The organism is Sphingomonas aerolata, assembly GCF_023935825.1.
Taxonomy (GTDB): Bacteria; Pseudomonadota; Alphaproteobacteria; order Sphingomonadales; family Sphingomonadaceae; genus Sphingomonas; species Sphingomonas aerolata.
In genome coordinates, this window is sequence record NZ_CP098762.1 from 3155071 (window position 1) to 3166024 (window position 10954).

At 66.0% G+C, this 10954-nt stretch carries 16 protein-coding genes and 1 tRNA gene; 7 read left to right on the forward strand and 10 right to left on the reverse strand.

Annotated features, from left to right (window positions below; translation table 11 throughout):
- Nucleotides 1-63: 63 nt before the first annotated feature.
- Both NEF64_RS14390 and NEF64_RS14395 read left to right on the forward strand, forming a co-directional pair.
- Entirely contained in the window at nt 64-267 is a 204-nt protein-coding gene (locus NEF64_RS14390; protein ID WP_031394798.1) for a hypervirulence associated TUDOR domain-containing protein, read from the forward strand.
- A 48-nt stretch (nt 268-315) separates the two neighbouring features.
- Nucleotides 316-576 carry an SWIB/MDM2 domain-containing protein gene (locus tag NEF64_RS14395; RefSeq protein ID WP_031394799.1) on the forward strand — a complete coding sequence of 87 codons (261 nt, stop codon included), beginning with the start codon at nt 316-318 and terminating at the stop codon, nt 574-576.
- A 178-nt stretch (nt 577-754) separates the two neighbouring features.
- Here NEF64_RS14395 and NEF64_RS14400 read toward each other — a convergent pair.
- Nucleotides 755-831 (reverse strand) — tRNA-Arg (locus tag NEF64_RS14400).
- Nucleotides 832-1076: 245 nt separating this feature from the next.
- On the opposite strand from NEF64_RS14400, the gene NEF64_RS14405 reads away from it, so the two are divergent.
- The 4 genes from NEF64_RS14405 (at nt 1077) to NEF64_RS14420 (ending at nt 4087) form a co-directional block, all read left to right on the forward strand.
- Nucleotides 1077-1772: a hypothetical protein gene (locus tag NEF64_RS14405; protein ID WP_159043710.1), complete on the forward strand. Its 696-nt coding sequence runs from the start codon at nt 1077-1079 to the stop codon at nt 1770-1772.
- 236 nt (nt 1773-2008) lie between these two features.
- Nucleotides 2009-2941 (forward strand): glycosyltransferase family 2 protein, encoded by a 933-nt coding sequence (locus NEF64_RS14410; RefSeq protein WP_252574029.1) that lies wholly within the window; start codon nt 2009-2011, stop codon nt 2939-2941.
- 82 nt (nt 2942-3023) lie between these two features.
- Nucleotides 3024-3413, forward strand: a complete 390-nt coding sequence (locus tag NEF64_RS14415) for an oligosaccharide flippase family protein (RefSeq protein ID WP_159043709.1) — start codon at nt 3024-3026, stop codon at nt 3411-3413.
- Nucleotides 3386-4087 (forward strand): MATE family efflux transporter, encoded by a 702-nt coding sequence (locus NEF64_RS14420; protein ID WP_252574031.1) that lies wholly within the window; start codon nt 3386-3388, stop codon nt 4085-4087. The genes NEF64_RS14415 and NEF64_RS14420 overlap by 28 nt, the downstream gene beginning before the upstream one ends.
- Nucleotides 4088-4105: 18 nt before the next feature.
- Here the strand turns inward: NEF64_RS14420 and NEF64_RS14425 are convergent, their stop codons facing one another.
- The 4 genes from NEF64_RS14425 to NEF64_RS14440 are packed head-to-tail and all read right to left on the reverse strand — an operon-like array spanning nt 4106 to nt 6375.
- Nucleotides 4106-4537 (reverse strand): DUF1178 family protein, encoded by a 432-nt coding sequence (locus NEF64_RS14425; protein WP_056405436.1) that lies wholly within the window; start codon nt 4535-4537, stop codon nt 4106-4108.
- Nucleotides 4534-5361: a carbon-nitrogen hydrolase family protein gene (locus tag NEF64_RS14430; protein ID WP_056405434.1), complete on the reverse strand. Its 828-nt coding sequence runs from the start codon at nt 5359-5361 to the stop codon at nt 4534-4536. The genes NEF64_RS14425 and NEF64_RS14430 overlap by 4 nt, the downstream gene beginning before the upstream one ends.
- A complete protein-coding gene (gene grxC, locus NEF64_RS14435; RefSeq protein ID WP_031396302.1) occupies nt 5361-5615 on the reverse strand; it encodes a glutaredoxin 3 in 255 nt (84 codons plus the stop codon). The genes NEF64_RS14430 and grxC overlap by 1 nt, the downstream gene beginning before the upstream one ends.
- A 31-nt stretch (nt 5616-5646) precedes the next feature.
- On the reverse strand, nt 5647-6375 hold the full coding sequence (locus NEF64_RS14440; protein ID WP_056405432.1) for a ComF family protein: 729 nt from the start codon (nt 6373-6375) through the stop codon (nt 5647-5649).
- Nucleotides 6376-6416: 41 nt separating this feature from the next.
- On the opposite strand from NEF64_RS14440, the gene NEF64_RS14445 reads away from it, so the two are divergent.
- Nucleotides 6417-7289 (forward strand): class I SAM-dependent methyltransferase, encoded by an 873-nt coding sequence (locus NEF64_RS14445; RefSeq protein WP_056405431.1) that lies wholly within the window; start codon nt 6417-6419, stop codon nt 7287-7289.
- Nucleotides 7290-7291: 2 nt separating this feature from the next.
- Here the strand turns inward: NEF64_RS14445 and NEF64_RS14450 are convergent, their stop codons facing one another.
- From NEF64_RS14450 to NEF64_RS14470, 5 genes are all read right to left on the reverse strand, one after another.
- Nucleotides 7292-7534, reverse strand: a complete 243-nt coding sequence (locus NEF64_RS14450) for a hypothetical protein (protein ID WP_252574033.1) — start codon at nt 7532-7534, stop codon at nt 7292-7294.
- A 96-nt stretch (nt 7535-7630) separates the two neighbouring features.
- A complete protein-coding gene (locus NEF64_RS14455; protein WP_056405429.1) occupies nt 7631-8452 on the reverse strand; it encodes a transporter in 822 nt (273 codons plus the stop codon).
- Nucleotides 8449-9219, reverse strand: a complete 771-nt coding sequence (gene xth / locus NEF64_RS14460; RefSeq protein WP_056405427.1) for an exodeoxyribonuclease III — start codon at nt 9217-9219, stop codon at nt 8449-8451. The genes NEF64_RS14455 and xth overlap by 4 nt, the downstream gene beginning before the upstream one ends.
- 6 nt (nt 9220-9225) lie before the next feature.
- Nucleotides 9226-9564, reverse strand: coding sequence for an iron-sulfur cluster insertion protein ErpA (gene erpA, locus NEF64_RS14465; protein WP_031394554.1), 339 nt, complete (start codon nt 9562-9564; stop codon nt 9226-9228).
- An 89-nt stretch (nt 9565-9653) separates the two neighbouring features.
- Nucleotides 9654-10877, reverse strand: a complete 1224-nt coding sequence (locus NEF64_RS14470) for a M23 family metallopeptidase (protein WP_056405425.1) — start codon at nt 10875-10877, stop codon at nt 9654-9656.
- Nucleotides 10878-10954: the final 77 nt, after the last annotated feature.

Genomic DNA, 10954 nt, shown 5'->3' on the forward strand with positions numbered 1-10954 from the left:
GCGGATCATGCAACAAAACCCGCACCTCTGCGCTTGATCGTTGAATATCAAGGAGATGGTGTGATGAAGGATCCGAAAAAGGGCGACGAGGTCACCTGGAAATCCCCCGGCGGCACCGCGCACGGCACGGTCGAAAAGAAGCAGACCAGCGACACGACGATCAAGGGCCACACCGTCCGCGCGTCCAAGGACGAGCCGCAATTCATCGTAAAGAGTGACAATGGCGGCAAGGCAGCGCACAAGGCGGGCGCGCTCAACAAGGCGTGACCACGCGTGCAGTGCCTAACGCACGCATGCGAACAGGAAGGAATGCTTATGGCTACAGCTCCCAAGACCGGCGGCATCCACGCCCCCGTCCAGCCCTCTCCCGAGCTCGGCGAGATCGTCGGTAACGACAAGCTCCCGCGCAGCGAAGTGATCAGCAAGGTCTGGGTCTATATCAAGGCCCACAATCTGCAGAACCCTGAGAACAAGCGCGAGATCCTCGCCGACGAGAAGCTGAAGAAGGTCTTCGGCCGTGACAAGTGCACCATGTTCGAGATGAACAAGTACATCTCGCAGCACGTCAAGGCCTAAGCCTGACCGGGACGCCAGGCGACGTTGCCACCTCCGCGGAGGGGTCAACGTCGCCTGATTGCTCCTAACCCCTCGCGACCCGGCCGCGCCAGACGACAACCCCTGTCGCCGGCCAAACTACATCCCTGACGAATGTCGCGATGCCCGCAGGCGGCGGATCGCTTGATAATGTCGGTGGTGGTGACCCCGAGTGGATTTGAACCACTGGCCCCCAGATTAGGAATCTGGTGCTCTATCCGGCTGAGCTACGGGGCCACGCACGCGACGTCCATACTAGCCCCATTCCCGTCGGTCCAGACTGCGCGCGTCCGTCGACGCAAGCGATTATGACAGCCAGACCCAAACCTGCGCAACGCGGCTGCAAGGCGGGCGAACGCTGAACCGCGGACCTGCGCCCTGCCCAAACGGGCTAGGCCGCCGAAAAGGCGCATCATCCAAACCACCTATGCAACTGTCAACAAACGCATTACAGTTTTGTGACAGGGCAATTGGGGGCCGTGATGAAAAAAATGATCGCCACGGCTGCAAGACCCATGCTGATCGGCCTGGGGGTCATTCTAGCGATCGACCTTGTTGTACTCGGGATGTTCCTGCGCTGGGCCTATGTCGAGCACGCGAATGTGACGGAGAGCATGCTCTATGGTCAGCTGCTCTACTCGTCCGTCGACGGATCGCTGATGGAGATCTGGGGATATCTCAAGGAACTGACGATCATCGGCCTCGCGCTTTATGCGTTCCTCCACGCGAAGGAGCTTTTCTACGCGGCCTACGCGCTCCTGTTTCTGGTGGTACTCGCCGACGACTCGCTGCGGCTTCACGAGCATTTCGGCGCGGTGCTGTCGCAGTATGCCGTGATCGGACCTCATGGCGAAATTCTTGCGCAGGCAATCTTGTCCGGCATTCCCCTGGCGCTGACCCTGTTGGGCATGGTCAGGCTTGCTCGCGATCGCATCGCCCCCGCCCTCATGCTGCTCTTCGGTTTCTGCGTCACCGCGTTCTTCGCCGTGGTCGTCGACAAGCTTCATGAGATGCTGATCGGCCCCGGGCATTTTCAGACGATCAGCACGCTCGTCGAAGATGGCGGCGAACTGATAAGTCTGACGCTCATCCTCGCCATATGGGGCATTTTCGGCCGTATGATCGTGCCGCACGTGACAATTGGCATGATACCGCACGATGCGCTTGAGGTTGCTTAGCGACAACTGAGCTGCTCCACGTCGCTGACACGGAAGCACGGCGACGTGTCGCCAATCGCGCGATCATCTACGACGCGGCGTCGATTTGACCTGTCCCGTCTTGACCTTGGTTAGCAGCCCGCGGTGTATTGCAATTCGAGCGGACGTCCGCTTAAGGCCCGTCAAGTACGCATTTGGCGGCTCAATCCAGGACTTCGAAGATGCCAAATAGCGTTTCGCCGACGAGCGCAATTCAGATGAATACGCCTGAGATCTGCGTCGTGATCCCGGCTTATCGTGCGGCCCAGTTCATCGGCAAGGCGATCGACTCTGCCCTGTCCCAGACCGACGTCGCGCTCGAAATGATCGTCGTTGACGATCATTGTCCTGATGACACGCACGCAGCCGTGACGGCGCGCTATGGTCATGTCGCAAACCTCTCCGTGATCCGGCTCGACCGGAACGGCGGCCCATCGGCGGCGCGCAATGCGGGATTTGCGGCGGCTCGGGCGCCGTGGATCGCGGTGCTCGATGCCGATGACGCCTTCGAACCCGGCCGGTTGCGGCACCTCCTCGACGTCGCCGGTGCGTTTGCCGCCGATATGGTTGCGGACAATGTGCGATTTCTGGACGAGGCCCAGGCGGCGTCGAGCCCGCCACAAATCCGGGCAATCCGGTCCGCCACGGAGATTGACCGCCACGCCTTCGTTGCGGCGGCCCGGCCGTTCAACCAGGACATGGACTATGGTTTGCTCAAACCGATGTTCCGCCGTCAGTTTCTCGAAGACCATGCCATTCGCTATAATCCGGCCATCCGCCATGGTGAAGACTTCAAGATGTATTTCGATGCCATGCTGTGCGGGGCAAAGTTCGTCATTACCCCGCAACCCGGCTATGTCTGGACGCTGCGCACATCGGGCAAAAGCCAGACGACCGTCGATTATACGGCGCAGATTGCGATGAGCGCATTGCTGGCGAAACGCTCCGACGTTGCCGGTGACGGCAAGCTGGTCGCACTATTGCACGATCGCAGGCAGGCGCTTGGACGGCTCGAGACCTTGAACGGATTTCGCCACGCGGTGCAGTCGGGCAAGCGCGGCCAGGCAATCCGCCTGTTCCTTGGACATCCCTTCATCGTGCGGCAATATGCCGGGCGCGCGATCAGGAAGGTCGCACGACTGATCCGCTAGCGCCGCCGCGCATCGTGTGCCAGCACGACCCCCGCCTTATACGTTGCAACGACAGTGATAGAGTGAGCCCGAGGCGTTGCGTATGCGCAAGTCACTTGGATGGATGGGCGGTTCTCAGCAATATATTCCATACTCCAGCTGGTTAACTTTGTCCGGCACGATCGCCACCGTGGCCTTCGCGGTCGCGGGCCAGAGCTATATGAGCTTTGCCTATGGGCAGATCATCGCCGCCTTGATCAGCACCGCGATGGCGATCGGCCTCGCGCCGCATCATGCCAGGGTCAAAGTCGCATTCGACAACTGGCGCGACGTGCATCGGTTCAGCATCAACGTGCTCGCCACGCTGGGCATTTCCCGGGTCTTCTCGCGGTTGCAGGATATGGCGCTCGCTTGGTGGGGTTGGCCGCGCTCGGCTTATATCCCAGGTCCGGCAACATTTTCAGCATGTTGTGGGACAGCGTGTTCCTGGTGATCTGCCGCATCATGTTCGTCGATTTTGCCGCGGGGATCCGCGCCGGCTTGCCGATCGGGCCGCGCTATCAGAACGCGCTGGCCCTGTTCACCGCGCTGATGTGGCCGACTTTCCTGGGGCTTGGCGTGCTGTCGGGGCCGTTCGTGCTGCTCATCTATGGCGCGAAATGGGTATCGATCGCGATGTGCCTGTCGATCCTGTGCGTCGTCGGCGTGTTCAATACCGCCATCGCGATGGCGTGGGATCTGTTCATCATCGCCGACGAAACCGGCCGTCAGGCACGCTTCGAGTTCGTGCGCAGCATCGTCGGCTTCGTCGTATTTTCGGCAGCCTGCTTCATCAGCATCGAGGCTGCAGCGCTGGCGAAGGTCATCGATGCGATTTTTGCCTGCGTGCTCTACATGCCGCATATCCGCCGGATCACGGACAGCCAGTACCGGGACATGTTCGCCATCTATCTGCGCAGCGGGATCGCCACCAGCGTCGCGATCGCGCCGGCGATCATCGTCATGGCCTGGCATGGCTGGGCCGCGACGACGCCGCTGGTCCCGATCGTCCTGGCCGTCGGCATCGGCATCGCCCTGTGGGGCATCGCGCTGCGGCTGCTGAAGCATCCGTTGTTCTTCGAGATCAAGTCCGCGCTGAAACCAGTGCTCGCGCGCGTTACGGGGTAAGGCCGGGCGACCCCATCTTTAGTTGATCGTGTCCGGTGGGGTGACCGGGAGCGGCAGCGTCAGCACGGCGACACCGTCGTCGACCAGCGCCCTGGCCTCGGCGAGGCTGGCCTGACCGTGGATCGGTTCGGCGACCTCGTCGCCCAAGTGCATCGCGCGCGCGCGATCCGCAAAGGCGCCGCCGACCCAGCGCGATGACGCGAGCAGTTCCGCCTGTTTCGATGCCAGCATCGTCATCATCGCCTTCATCCGCGCAGGCGTCGGCCCCTCGGGCACGCGGTTGCCCTTGCCCGAGACGGCCGGCGCCATCACCGCCTTCGCCACCTCGGCATCGCCGCAGAGCGGGCATTCGACCTGTCGGGCTGCGCGCTGTGCCTCATAGGCCGCGCTCGAGCCGAACCACGCCTCGAACACATGCCCGGTGCCGCATTTCAGGTCGAAGACGATCACCGGATCACGGCCACGGATGGGATCGGCCGCCGATGTTCGAGCGCCGGGATCCTGGCGCGGACGTCCGTCACGCTGTCCGGGCTGATACCTGCAAAGCCGAGCCCTGCCGCCTCACCCATGTCGAGCACGACCGTGCCCCAGGGATCGATCACCAACGAATGGCCATAGGTCGCGCGACCATCGGCATGGACGCCGGTCTGCGCCGCAGCGACGACGTAGGAGGCCGATTCGATCGCCCGGGCGCGGAGCAGGACATGCCAATGCGCGGCCCCCGTCGGCTTGGTGAACGCCGCCGGGACCGAAAGCACCGTCGCGCCGGCATCGCTCAACGCGCGGTACAGGTCGGGAAAGCGCAGGTCATAACAGATCGATGCGCCCAGCATGCCGATTGGCGTCTGCGTGACGATCGCCGCGTCCCCCGCGGCATAGGCCGCGGATTCACACCAGCTTTCTCCCGTCGGCAGGTCGACATCGAAAAGATGGAGCTTGTCGTAGCGCGCGCGGATAATGCCCGACGGATCGATCACGAACCCGCGATTGGCAAACCGGCCGTCTGCCCGGCGGACGGCGAGCGAGCCAAGATGCACCCAGATCCCCGCCTCGGCCGCAGCGGCGCAGACGCGAGCGAGCACAGGATCGTCGGCCTCGGCCACGATCGACGCGGCGGCCCGCGCGCGATCGCGGTCGATCAGACCCGACATTTCCGGGGTGAACAGCATCACCGCGCCCTGCCCTGCCGCCGACCGGATCGCACCGACCAGCGTTGCAGCATTGACCGCGGGATCAATCCCGCTGGTCATCTGCAGAAGCGCGATGCGGGGCATCAGGCCAGGAGCGGGTCGAGCCCACCCCGGGCATCGAGCGCGGCAAGGTCATCCGACCCGCCGATATGCTTCCCGTCGATGAACACCTGCGGCATGGTCATGCGACCACCCGAGCGCTCGACCATCTCCTTCTTCTTCGGCCCGCCCATCGTCACGTCGAACGTTTCGGGTTCGACGCCCTTGGCGGCAAGGAGCTTCATCGCCCGCGTGCAATAGGGGCAGAATTGCTTGATGTAGATTTCAACTTTAGCCATTATTTTCAGGTGTGGTCTGACCGCGCGCTTGTCAATAATCGGTGTCGTCCAGAACACGCGCCCAGCACAGGATCGTCACCGATTCCGCCCCCGCCGCGAGCAGCGCGCCGGTGCACGCCGCGCTCGTCGCCCCGCTCGCATAGATGTCGTCGATTAGCACTACCGCCCTGCCGCGCAGCCGGTCGCGCCCGCCCGCCGCGACGGCGAAGGCGCCCGCCACCGCCTTGCCGCGCTGACGCCTGCCGAGCCCGCGCAGCACGGTCGTCTGCCGCGTCCGGACGAGGACATTCAGATCGGCGGGCACGGCCGACAGGCTCGCGAGCGTCGTCGCGATGAGCGCCGCCTGGTTGAACCCGCGCGACCAGAGGCGCCAGCGGTGCAGCGGCACGGGCACGATCAGCGCCGCCTGCTCGGGCATGAGCCGGTGCATGGCGCGCGCCATCGTCGCGGCGAACGCGGTTCGGCCGCCATATTTCAACCGCAGCGCCAGGCCACGCGCCACCGGTCCATAGGCGACCGCGGCGCGGACGCCCGCGTGACGCGGCGGCTGGGTGAGGCACGCGGCGCACAATGCGCCGTCGCCGCGATCATGCGCAAAGGGCAGGTTGCACGCGACACACCAGGGCGGACCGAGAAAGTGCAGGCCGTTCCAGCAGCTTGCGCAAAACCGATGGTCCGCCGCCACCGGACTGCCGCAGCCGGGGCAGCACGGCGGCAGCGCCAGCCGGATCACCGCGCCAATCGGATCAAGCAACCGCATCCGCCCTTGTCGTCAAAGCATGCAGACGGCACAAGCGCGGCGTGCAGATCCCAGACCCCAGCCAAGGCAGCGCCCCGAAAATCTTCGACCGGGTCGCCCGCCGCCAGCGCCGCGACCGCGCGCGTGCCGCCTATGCCGACGCGGATTTCGTGCGCGCGACGATGCTCGACGGGATCGCCGAGCGGCTCGATGCGGTGACGCGGGACTTTGCCGACATCCTCGATCTCGGCTGTTTCGACGGCGCGTTCGTCGCGCCCCCGGGAGCACGGGTCGTACGCTGCGATGCGGGCCATGGCTTTGCCGCGCACGCGGGCGGCGTTCAGGCCGACGAGGACCGGCTGCCCTTTGCCGACGCATCGTTCGACCTCGTCGTCAGCGCGGGCGTGCTCGACCAAGTCAACGATCTGCCTGGCGCGCTGTCGCTGATCCGCCGCGTGCTGCGGCCGGATGGACTGTTCCTCGGCGCGTTCGTCGGGGCGGGGAGCCTGCCGGCGCTCCGCCAGGCGTTGCGGGTGGCGGAGGCGGAGCGACCCGCCGCGCGGCTGCATCCGCAGATCGACGTCCGTTCGGCGGGCGATCTGCTGATGCGCGCGGGCTTCGCGCTGCCGGTGGCGGACATCGAGACACTAAACGTCGGCTACCGCGATGTAGGGCGCCTGCTCGGCGATCTTCGCGGGATGGCGGCGACGAACGTGCTCGCGGGGCGCAGCGCACTCGGCCGGCAGGCGCTGGCGGGGCTCGCACAGGCCTTTGCCGAGCTCGCCGACGCGGACGGACGGACCGCCGAACGGTTCGAGATCATCTTCCTCACCGGCTGGTCGCCCGCCCCGTCACAGCCCAAGCCGGCGCGACGCGGCAGCGGCACCGCCTCGCTCAGCGATGCGCTGCGGACCCGGCCCCGCGACCCGGCCTGAGCCTAACGGGCGGGGTCGGCCGCTCGGCGACCCGGACCGAACGGGATACGCAGCGTGACCACCGCCCCGGATCCGGTTGCCCCCGGCAGCGTGCTCTGGACCGCGTGCACATTGCCCGTCCCGCCGCCCGGCAGCCGGAACGTCATCGGTGCATCGGGTGAACTGACGGGCGGCGTGGGGAGCCGTGCAAGACGCTGGTCGGTCGGCCGGGCACAGACGACGATCTCGCCACCGGGAGGCGTCACGGGACAGGGGGTCGCCGCCCGAGCGACCGGGGGGCGAAGTTCGCGCGGCAGCGGGGGGCCGGCGACGGCCTGCAGTCCGATCAGCACCGCGATCATCTAGAACCTCCGCGCCACCCCCGCATAAAGCCGCGCGTCGGGGGTATCATGGGTCAAGCCTGCCGCCCCGAAAATGTCAAACTGAAGATCGTCGCGGGCCATCCAGGCGAGCGACAGCGCAGCCAGTGCCTGGGTGCTGCGGCCGGACGGGTCATCGTCGCGCAGTGCCTGCAACTCGGCATTCAGCGTCACCGCCTTGTCGAGCGTGAAGGCGAGGCCGACCGCGCTGCTATAGGCCAGGTGCCGGCCATGCCCGTCATCGTCGACCGCGGCATCGACTTCGGGTGTCAGGTCGAGCGACACCGTGTCGGACATTTCGAATGTCACCGGCAGCAGCAACCCGCTGCCCCAGTCGCCATCACCGACCGGCGAACGGCCGACGGGAAGCGTCACGAACGGCAGGACGGCGATCGACAGGCCCTTGCCGTCGGGATGGCTCAGGCTGGCCTTCATGCTCAGTGACACGTCGCCGATACGGTCCGCGACGTCGATCCCCGTTGCGTCGCGCGTCCGGTCATGGCCGAACGGCGTCCATCCCACCCGTGCCTCGACCGTGTCGCTGACCCCGACCCGGACCAGCGTATCGGCGATCAGGACATTGTCCTCGCGCGAGCCCGCCCCGTCGTCGCGCGTCCAGTCGGCGAGCGCGGTTTCGACCGAGACGCGGCCTTTTTCCATGGTGCAGGCGGGCGTGTCGATCCCCGGGCGTTCAGGGCAATAGTCCCGCTCCTGCGCGCGAACCTGGGTCGAACAGGCCAGCAGCAGCGTCGCCAGCACACCCGTGGCAAGCCGTGTCGCAGGCCGCCCCGCCAATGCGTTCATCGCAGGCGGACCCAGGTCGGGGCATGATCGCTCGCCTTTTCGCGACCGCGATAGGCCTTGTCGACACCGGCATCGATCATCCGGTCGGCGGCCTGCGGGCTAAGCAGCAGATGATCGATACGGAAGCCCGCGTCGCGCTGCCACGCGCCCGCCTGATAATCCCAGAAGGTCCACACGCCCCCCTTGGGAAACTGCGTTCGCAGGGCGTCGGTCCAGCCCTGCCCGAGCAGCGCACGATAGGCGCTGCGGCTTTCGGGCTGCATCAACGCATCGTCCTGCATCCGCGACACCGAAAACGTGTCGTCGTCATTCGCGATCACGTTGTAATCGCCCGCGAGGATGGCGGGCACCTCCTCGGCCAGCAGCACGCGCGCGCGCGCCGCAAGCCGCGTCATCCAGCGCAGCTTATAGTCGAACTTCGGGCCGGGCTGCGGATTGCCATTGGGCAGATACAGCGCGGCGATCGTCAGCCCTTCGACCTCGGCCTCGATATAGCGGCTGTGCTCGTCCTCGGGCTCGCCTTCGAGGCCGCGTTGCCGGAGCTTGGGGGTCTGGCCCTTGGCGAGGATCGCCACGCCGTTCCAGGCCTTTTGCCCATGCCAGACAACACCATACCCCGCCGCCTCGATCTCCGCTGCCGGAAAGGTTTCGTCGCTGGTCTTGAGTTCCTGCAGACAGACGATGTCGGGCTGCTCTTCGGCAAGATACTCAAGCAGCCGCGGGAGACGGGCCTTGATCCCGTTGATGTTGTACGTGACGATCTTCACCGGGCGTCAGACCGAAAAGCTCGAGCCGCAACCGCAGCCCGAGGCTGCATTGGGATTTTCCACGCGGAACGCCGCGCCGGCGAGCGACTCGACATAGTCGACCGCGCAACCCCGGACGAGATCGATGCTGACGCTGTCGACGACCAGCCGGACGCCGTCGCGTTCGGCAACGACGTCATCAGCCTCGGCCGCATCGGCGAAACCGAACTTGTACTGGAAACCCGAACAGCCGCCGCCATCGACCGAAAGGCGCAGGATCGCGGGCTTGCCCTGTCGGGCAGCAATTGCGGCGACGCGCGCCGCGGCGGAGGGGGTCAGGATGATGTCGGGAGCCAGGGTTGCCATAGGCCCGAGATAGGCGGTCCCGCTATCCGCGGCAACCTCGCCCTGTCCGCGGCGGACCGCGGACAGGGCTTGATAGAAAACCGTACGGCTCAGTCCTGCGCCGCCGGACCGTCGGTCGAGACCGGGATGGCACCGACCGAGCGATCCTGCGCGGCGAGCAGGTAGTCGGCGGTCGTGAGGAACGGGATCGGGTTCACGGCATGACCGTCGATCCGGACTTCATAATGAAGATGCGGGCCGGTCGAGCGACCGGTCGAGCCCATCAGCGCGATCAGCTGGCCGCGCGTCACGCGGGCATTGTCGCCGACGAGGATCTTCGACAGATGACCATAGCGGGTGGCGATGCCCTTGCCGTGATTGAGCTCGACGAGATTGCCATAGCCGCCCTGACGACCGGCATGCGAGACGATGCCGTCAGCCGTGGCGTAGATCGGCGTGCCGACCGGACCCGGAATGTCGACGCCGGCATGCATCGCAGCGGTTCCGCGGAACGGATCCGAGCGGATGCCGAAATTGCTGGTGAAGGACAGCAAATGAACCGGCTGGACCGACGGGATCGCGATGACCCCCTGCTGCAGCGTATCGAGCTTCTTCCAGGTCTGGAATAGCGTGCGGAACTGGGCGTCGGCGCGGACATCGGCCAGCGCCTCGGGGCTGTCGGCGGCGATCAGCGGTCCGCCCATGGCGGCCTGCTTGCTGGCTTGAGTGCGCTTGGCGGCAGCAGCAACGCGTTCGGGACGCAGGCCGAGCTTGCGTACGGTGTCGGTGGTGTCGGCATAGCGCTGATCGAGAACCGTCTGCGCCGCGTCGGCGAGAAGGCGCTGGCGGCCCTCGACCTTGACCAGCGGCTTGACGACATCGGCGGCCAGCGCGTCGGGTGCAGGGTCGATCGCCAGCGTCGCCAGCGCCATCGCCTTGGTGTCGCCCTTGCCGGTCAGGGCGGCGGTGATCAGTTGCTGGCGCTGTTCGACGCGGGCGGCATGCGCTGCGGCGGTCTGGCGAATGGTCGCGACGCGCGCCTGCATCTGACCGATGCGGCGCTCCATCTGCGCGACCTGGAGTTCGGAATCGGGTGCGGCGACGACGCCGGTCGCGGCTGCGGCGCCATAGGCTGCCTGCGCGGCACCATAGCCGGAAAAGCCGAGCGTCACGGCGCTGAGTGCCGCCATCGCGGCCTGCTTGCGGCTGCCCAGGCGAACCCGGCGGACCGAGTGGCCGTCGTGAACCGTCAGGTCCCGCGCGGCGAAGAGCGTCTTGATACGAAAGGCTGCGCGGTTGGCTAAGGCTGCAGCGGAAACGGTGATATCGACCATTGGTCCCCGACAAAAAACAGGAGCCGGATCGCAAACGGGCCCGGCGCCAAGACTCTGTCCTGAACCGCAGCCCCTCC

Bases quoted from the DNA above. Each gene is read 5' to 3' on its own strand.
- NEF64_RS14405 (WP_159043710.1), top strand. From the start codon at position 1,077: ATGAAAAAAATGATCGCCACGGCTGCAAGACCCATGCTGATCGGCCTG.
- NEF64_RS14420 (WP_252574031.1), top strand. From the start codon at position 3,386: ATGTTGTGGGACAGCGTGTTCCTGGTGATCTGCCGCATCATGTTCGTC.
- grxC (WP_031396302.1), bottom strand. From the start codon at position 5,615: ATGGCTAAAGTTGAAATCTACATCAAGCAATTCTGCCCCTATTGCACG.
- NEF64_RS14430 (WP_056405434.1), bottom strand. From the start codon at position 5,361: ATGCCCCGCATCGCGCTTCTGCAGATGACCAGCGGGATTGATCCCGCG.
- erpA (WP_031394554.1), bottom strand. From the start codon at position 9,564: ATGGCAACCCTGGCTCCCGACATCATCCTGACCCCCTCCGCCGCGGCG.
- NEF64_RS14440 (WP_056405432.1), bottom strand. From the start codon at position 6,375: ATGCGGTTGCTTGATCCGATTGGCGCGGTGATCCGGCTGGCGCTGCCG.
- NEF64_RS14390 (WP_031394798.1), top strand. From the start codon at position 64: ATGAAGGATCCGAAAAAGGGCGACGAGGTCACCTGGAAATCCCCCGGC.
- NEF64_RS14415 (WP_159043709.1), top strand. From the start codon at position 3,024: ATGCGCAAGTCACTTGGATGGATGGGCGGTTCTCAGCAATATATTCCA.
- NEF64_RS14410 (WP_252574029.1), top strand. From the start codon at position 2,009: ATGAATACGCCTGAGATCTGCGTCGTGATCCCGGCTTATCGTGCGGCC.
- NEF64_RS14470 (WP_056405425.1), bottom strand. From the start codon at position 10,877: ATGGTCGATATCACCGTTTCCGCTGCAGCCTTAGCCAACCGCGCAGCC.
- NEF64_RS14395 (WP_031394799.1), top strand. From the start codon at position 316: ATGGCTACAGCTCCCAAGACCGGCGGCATCCACGCCCCCGTCCAGCCC.
- NEF64_RS14455 (WP_056405429.1), bottom strand. From the start codon at position 8,452: ATGAACGCATTGGCGGGGCGGCCTGCGACACGGCTTGCCACGGGTGTG.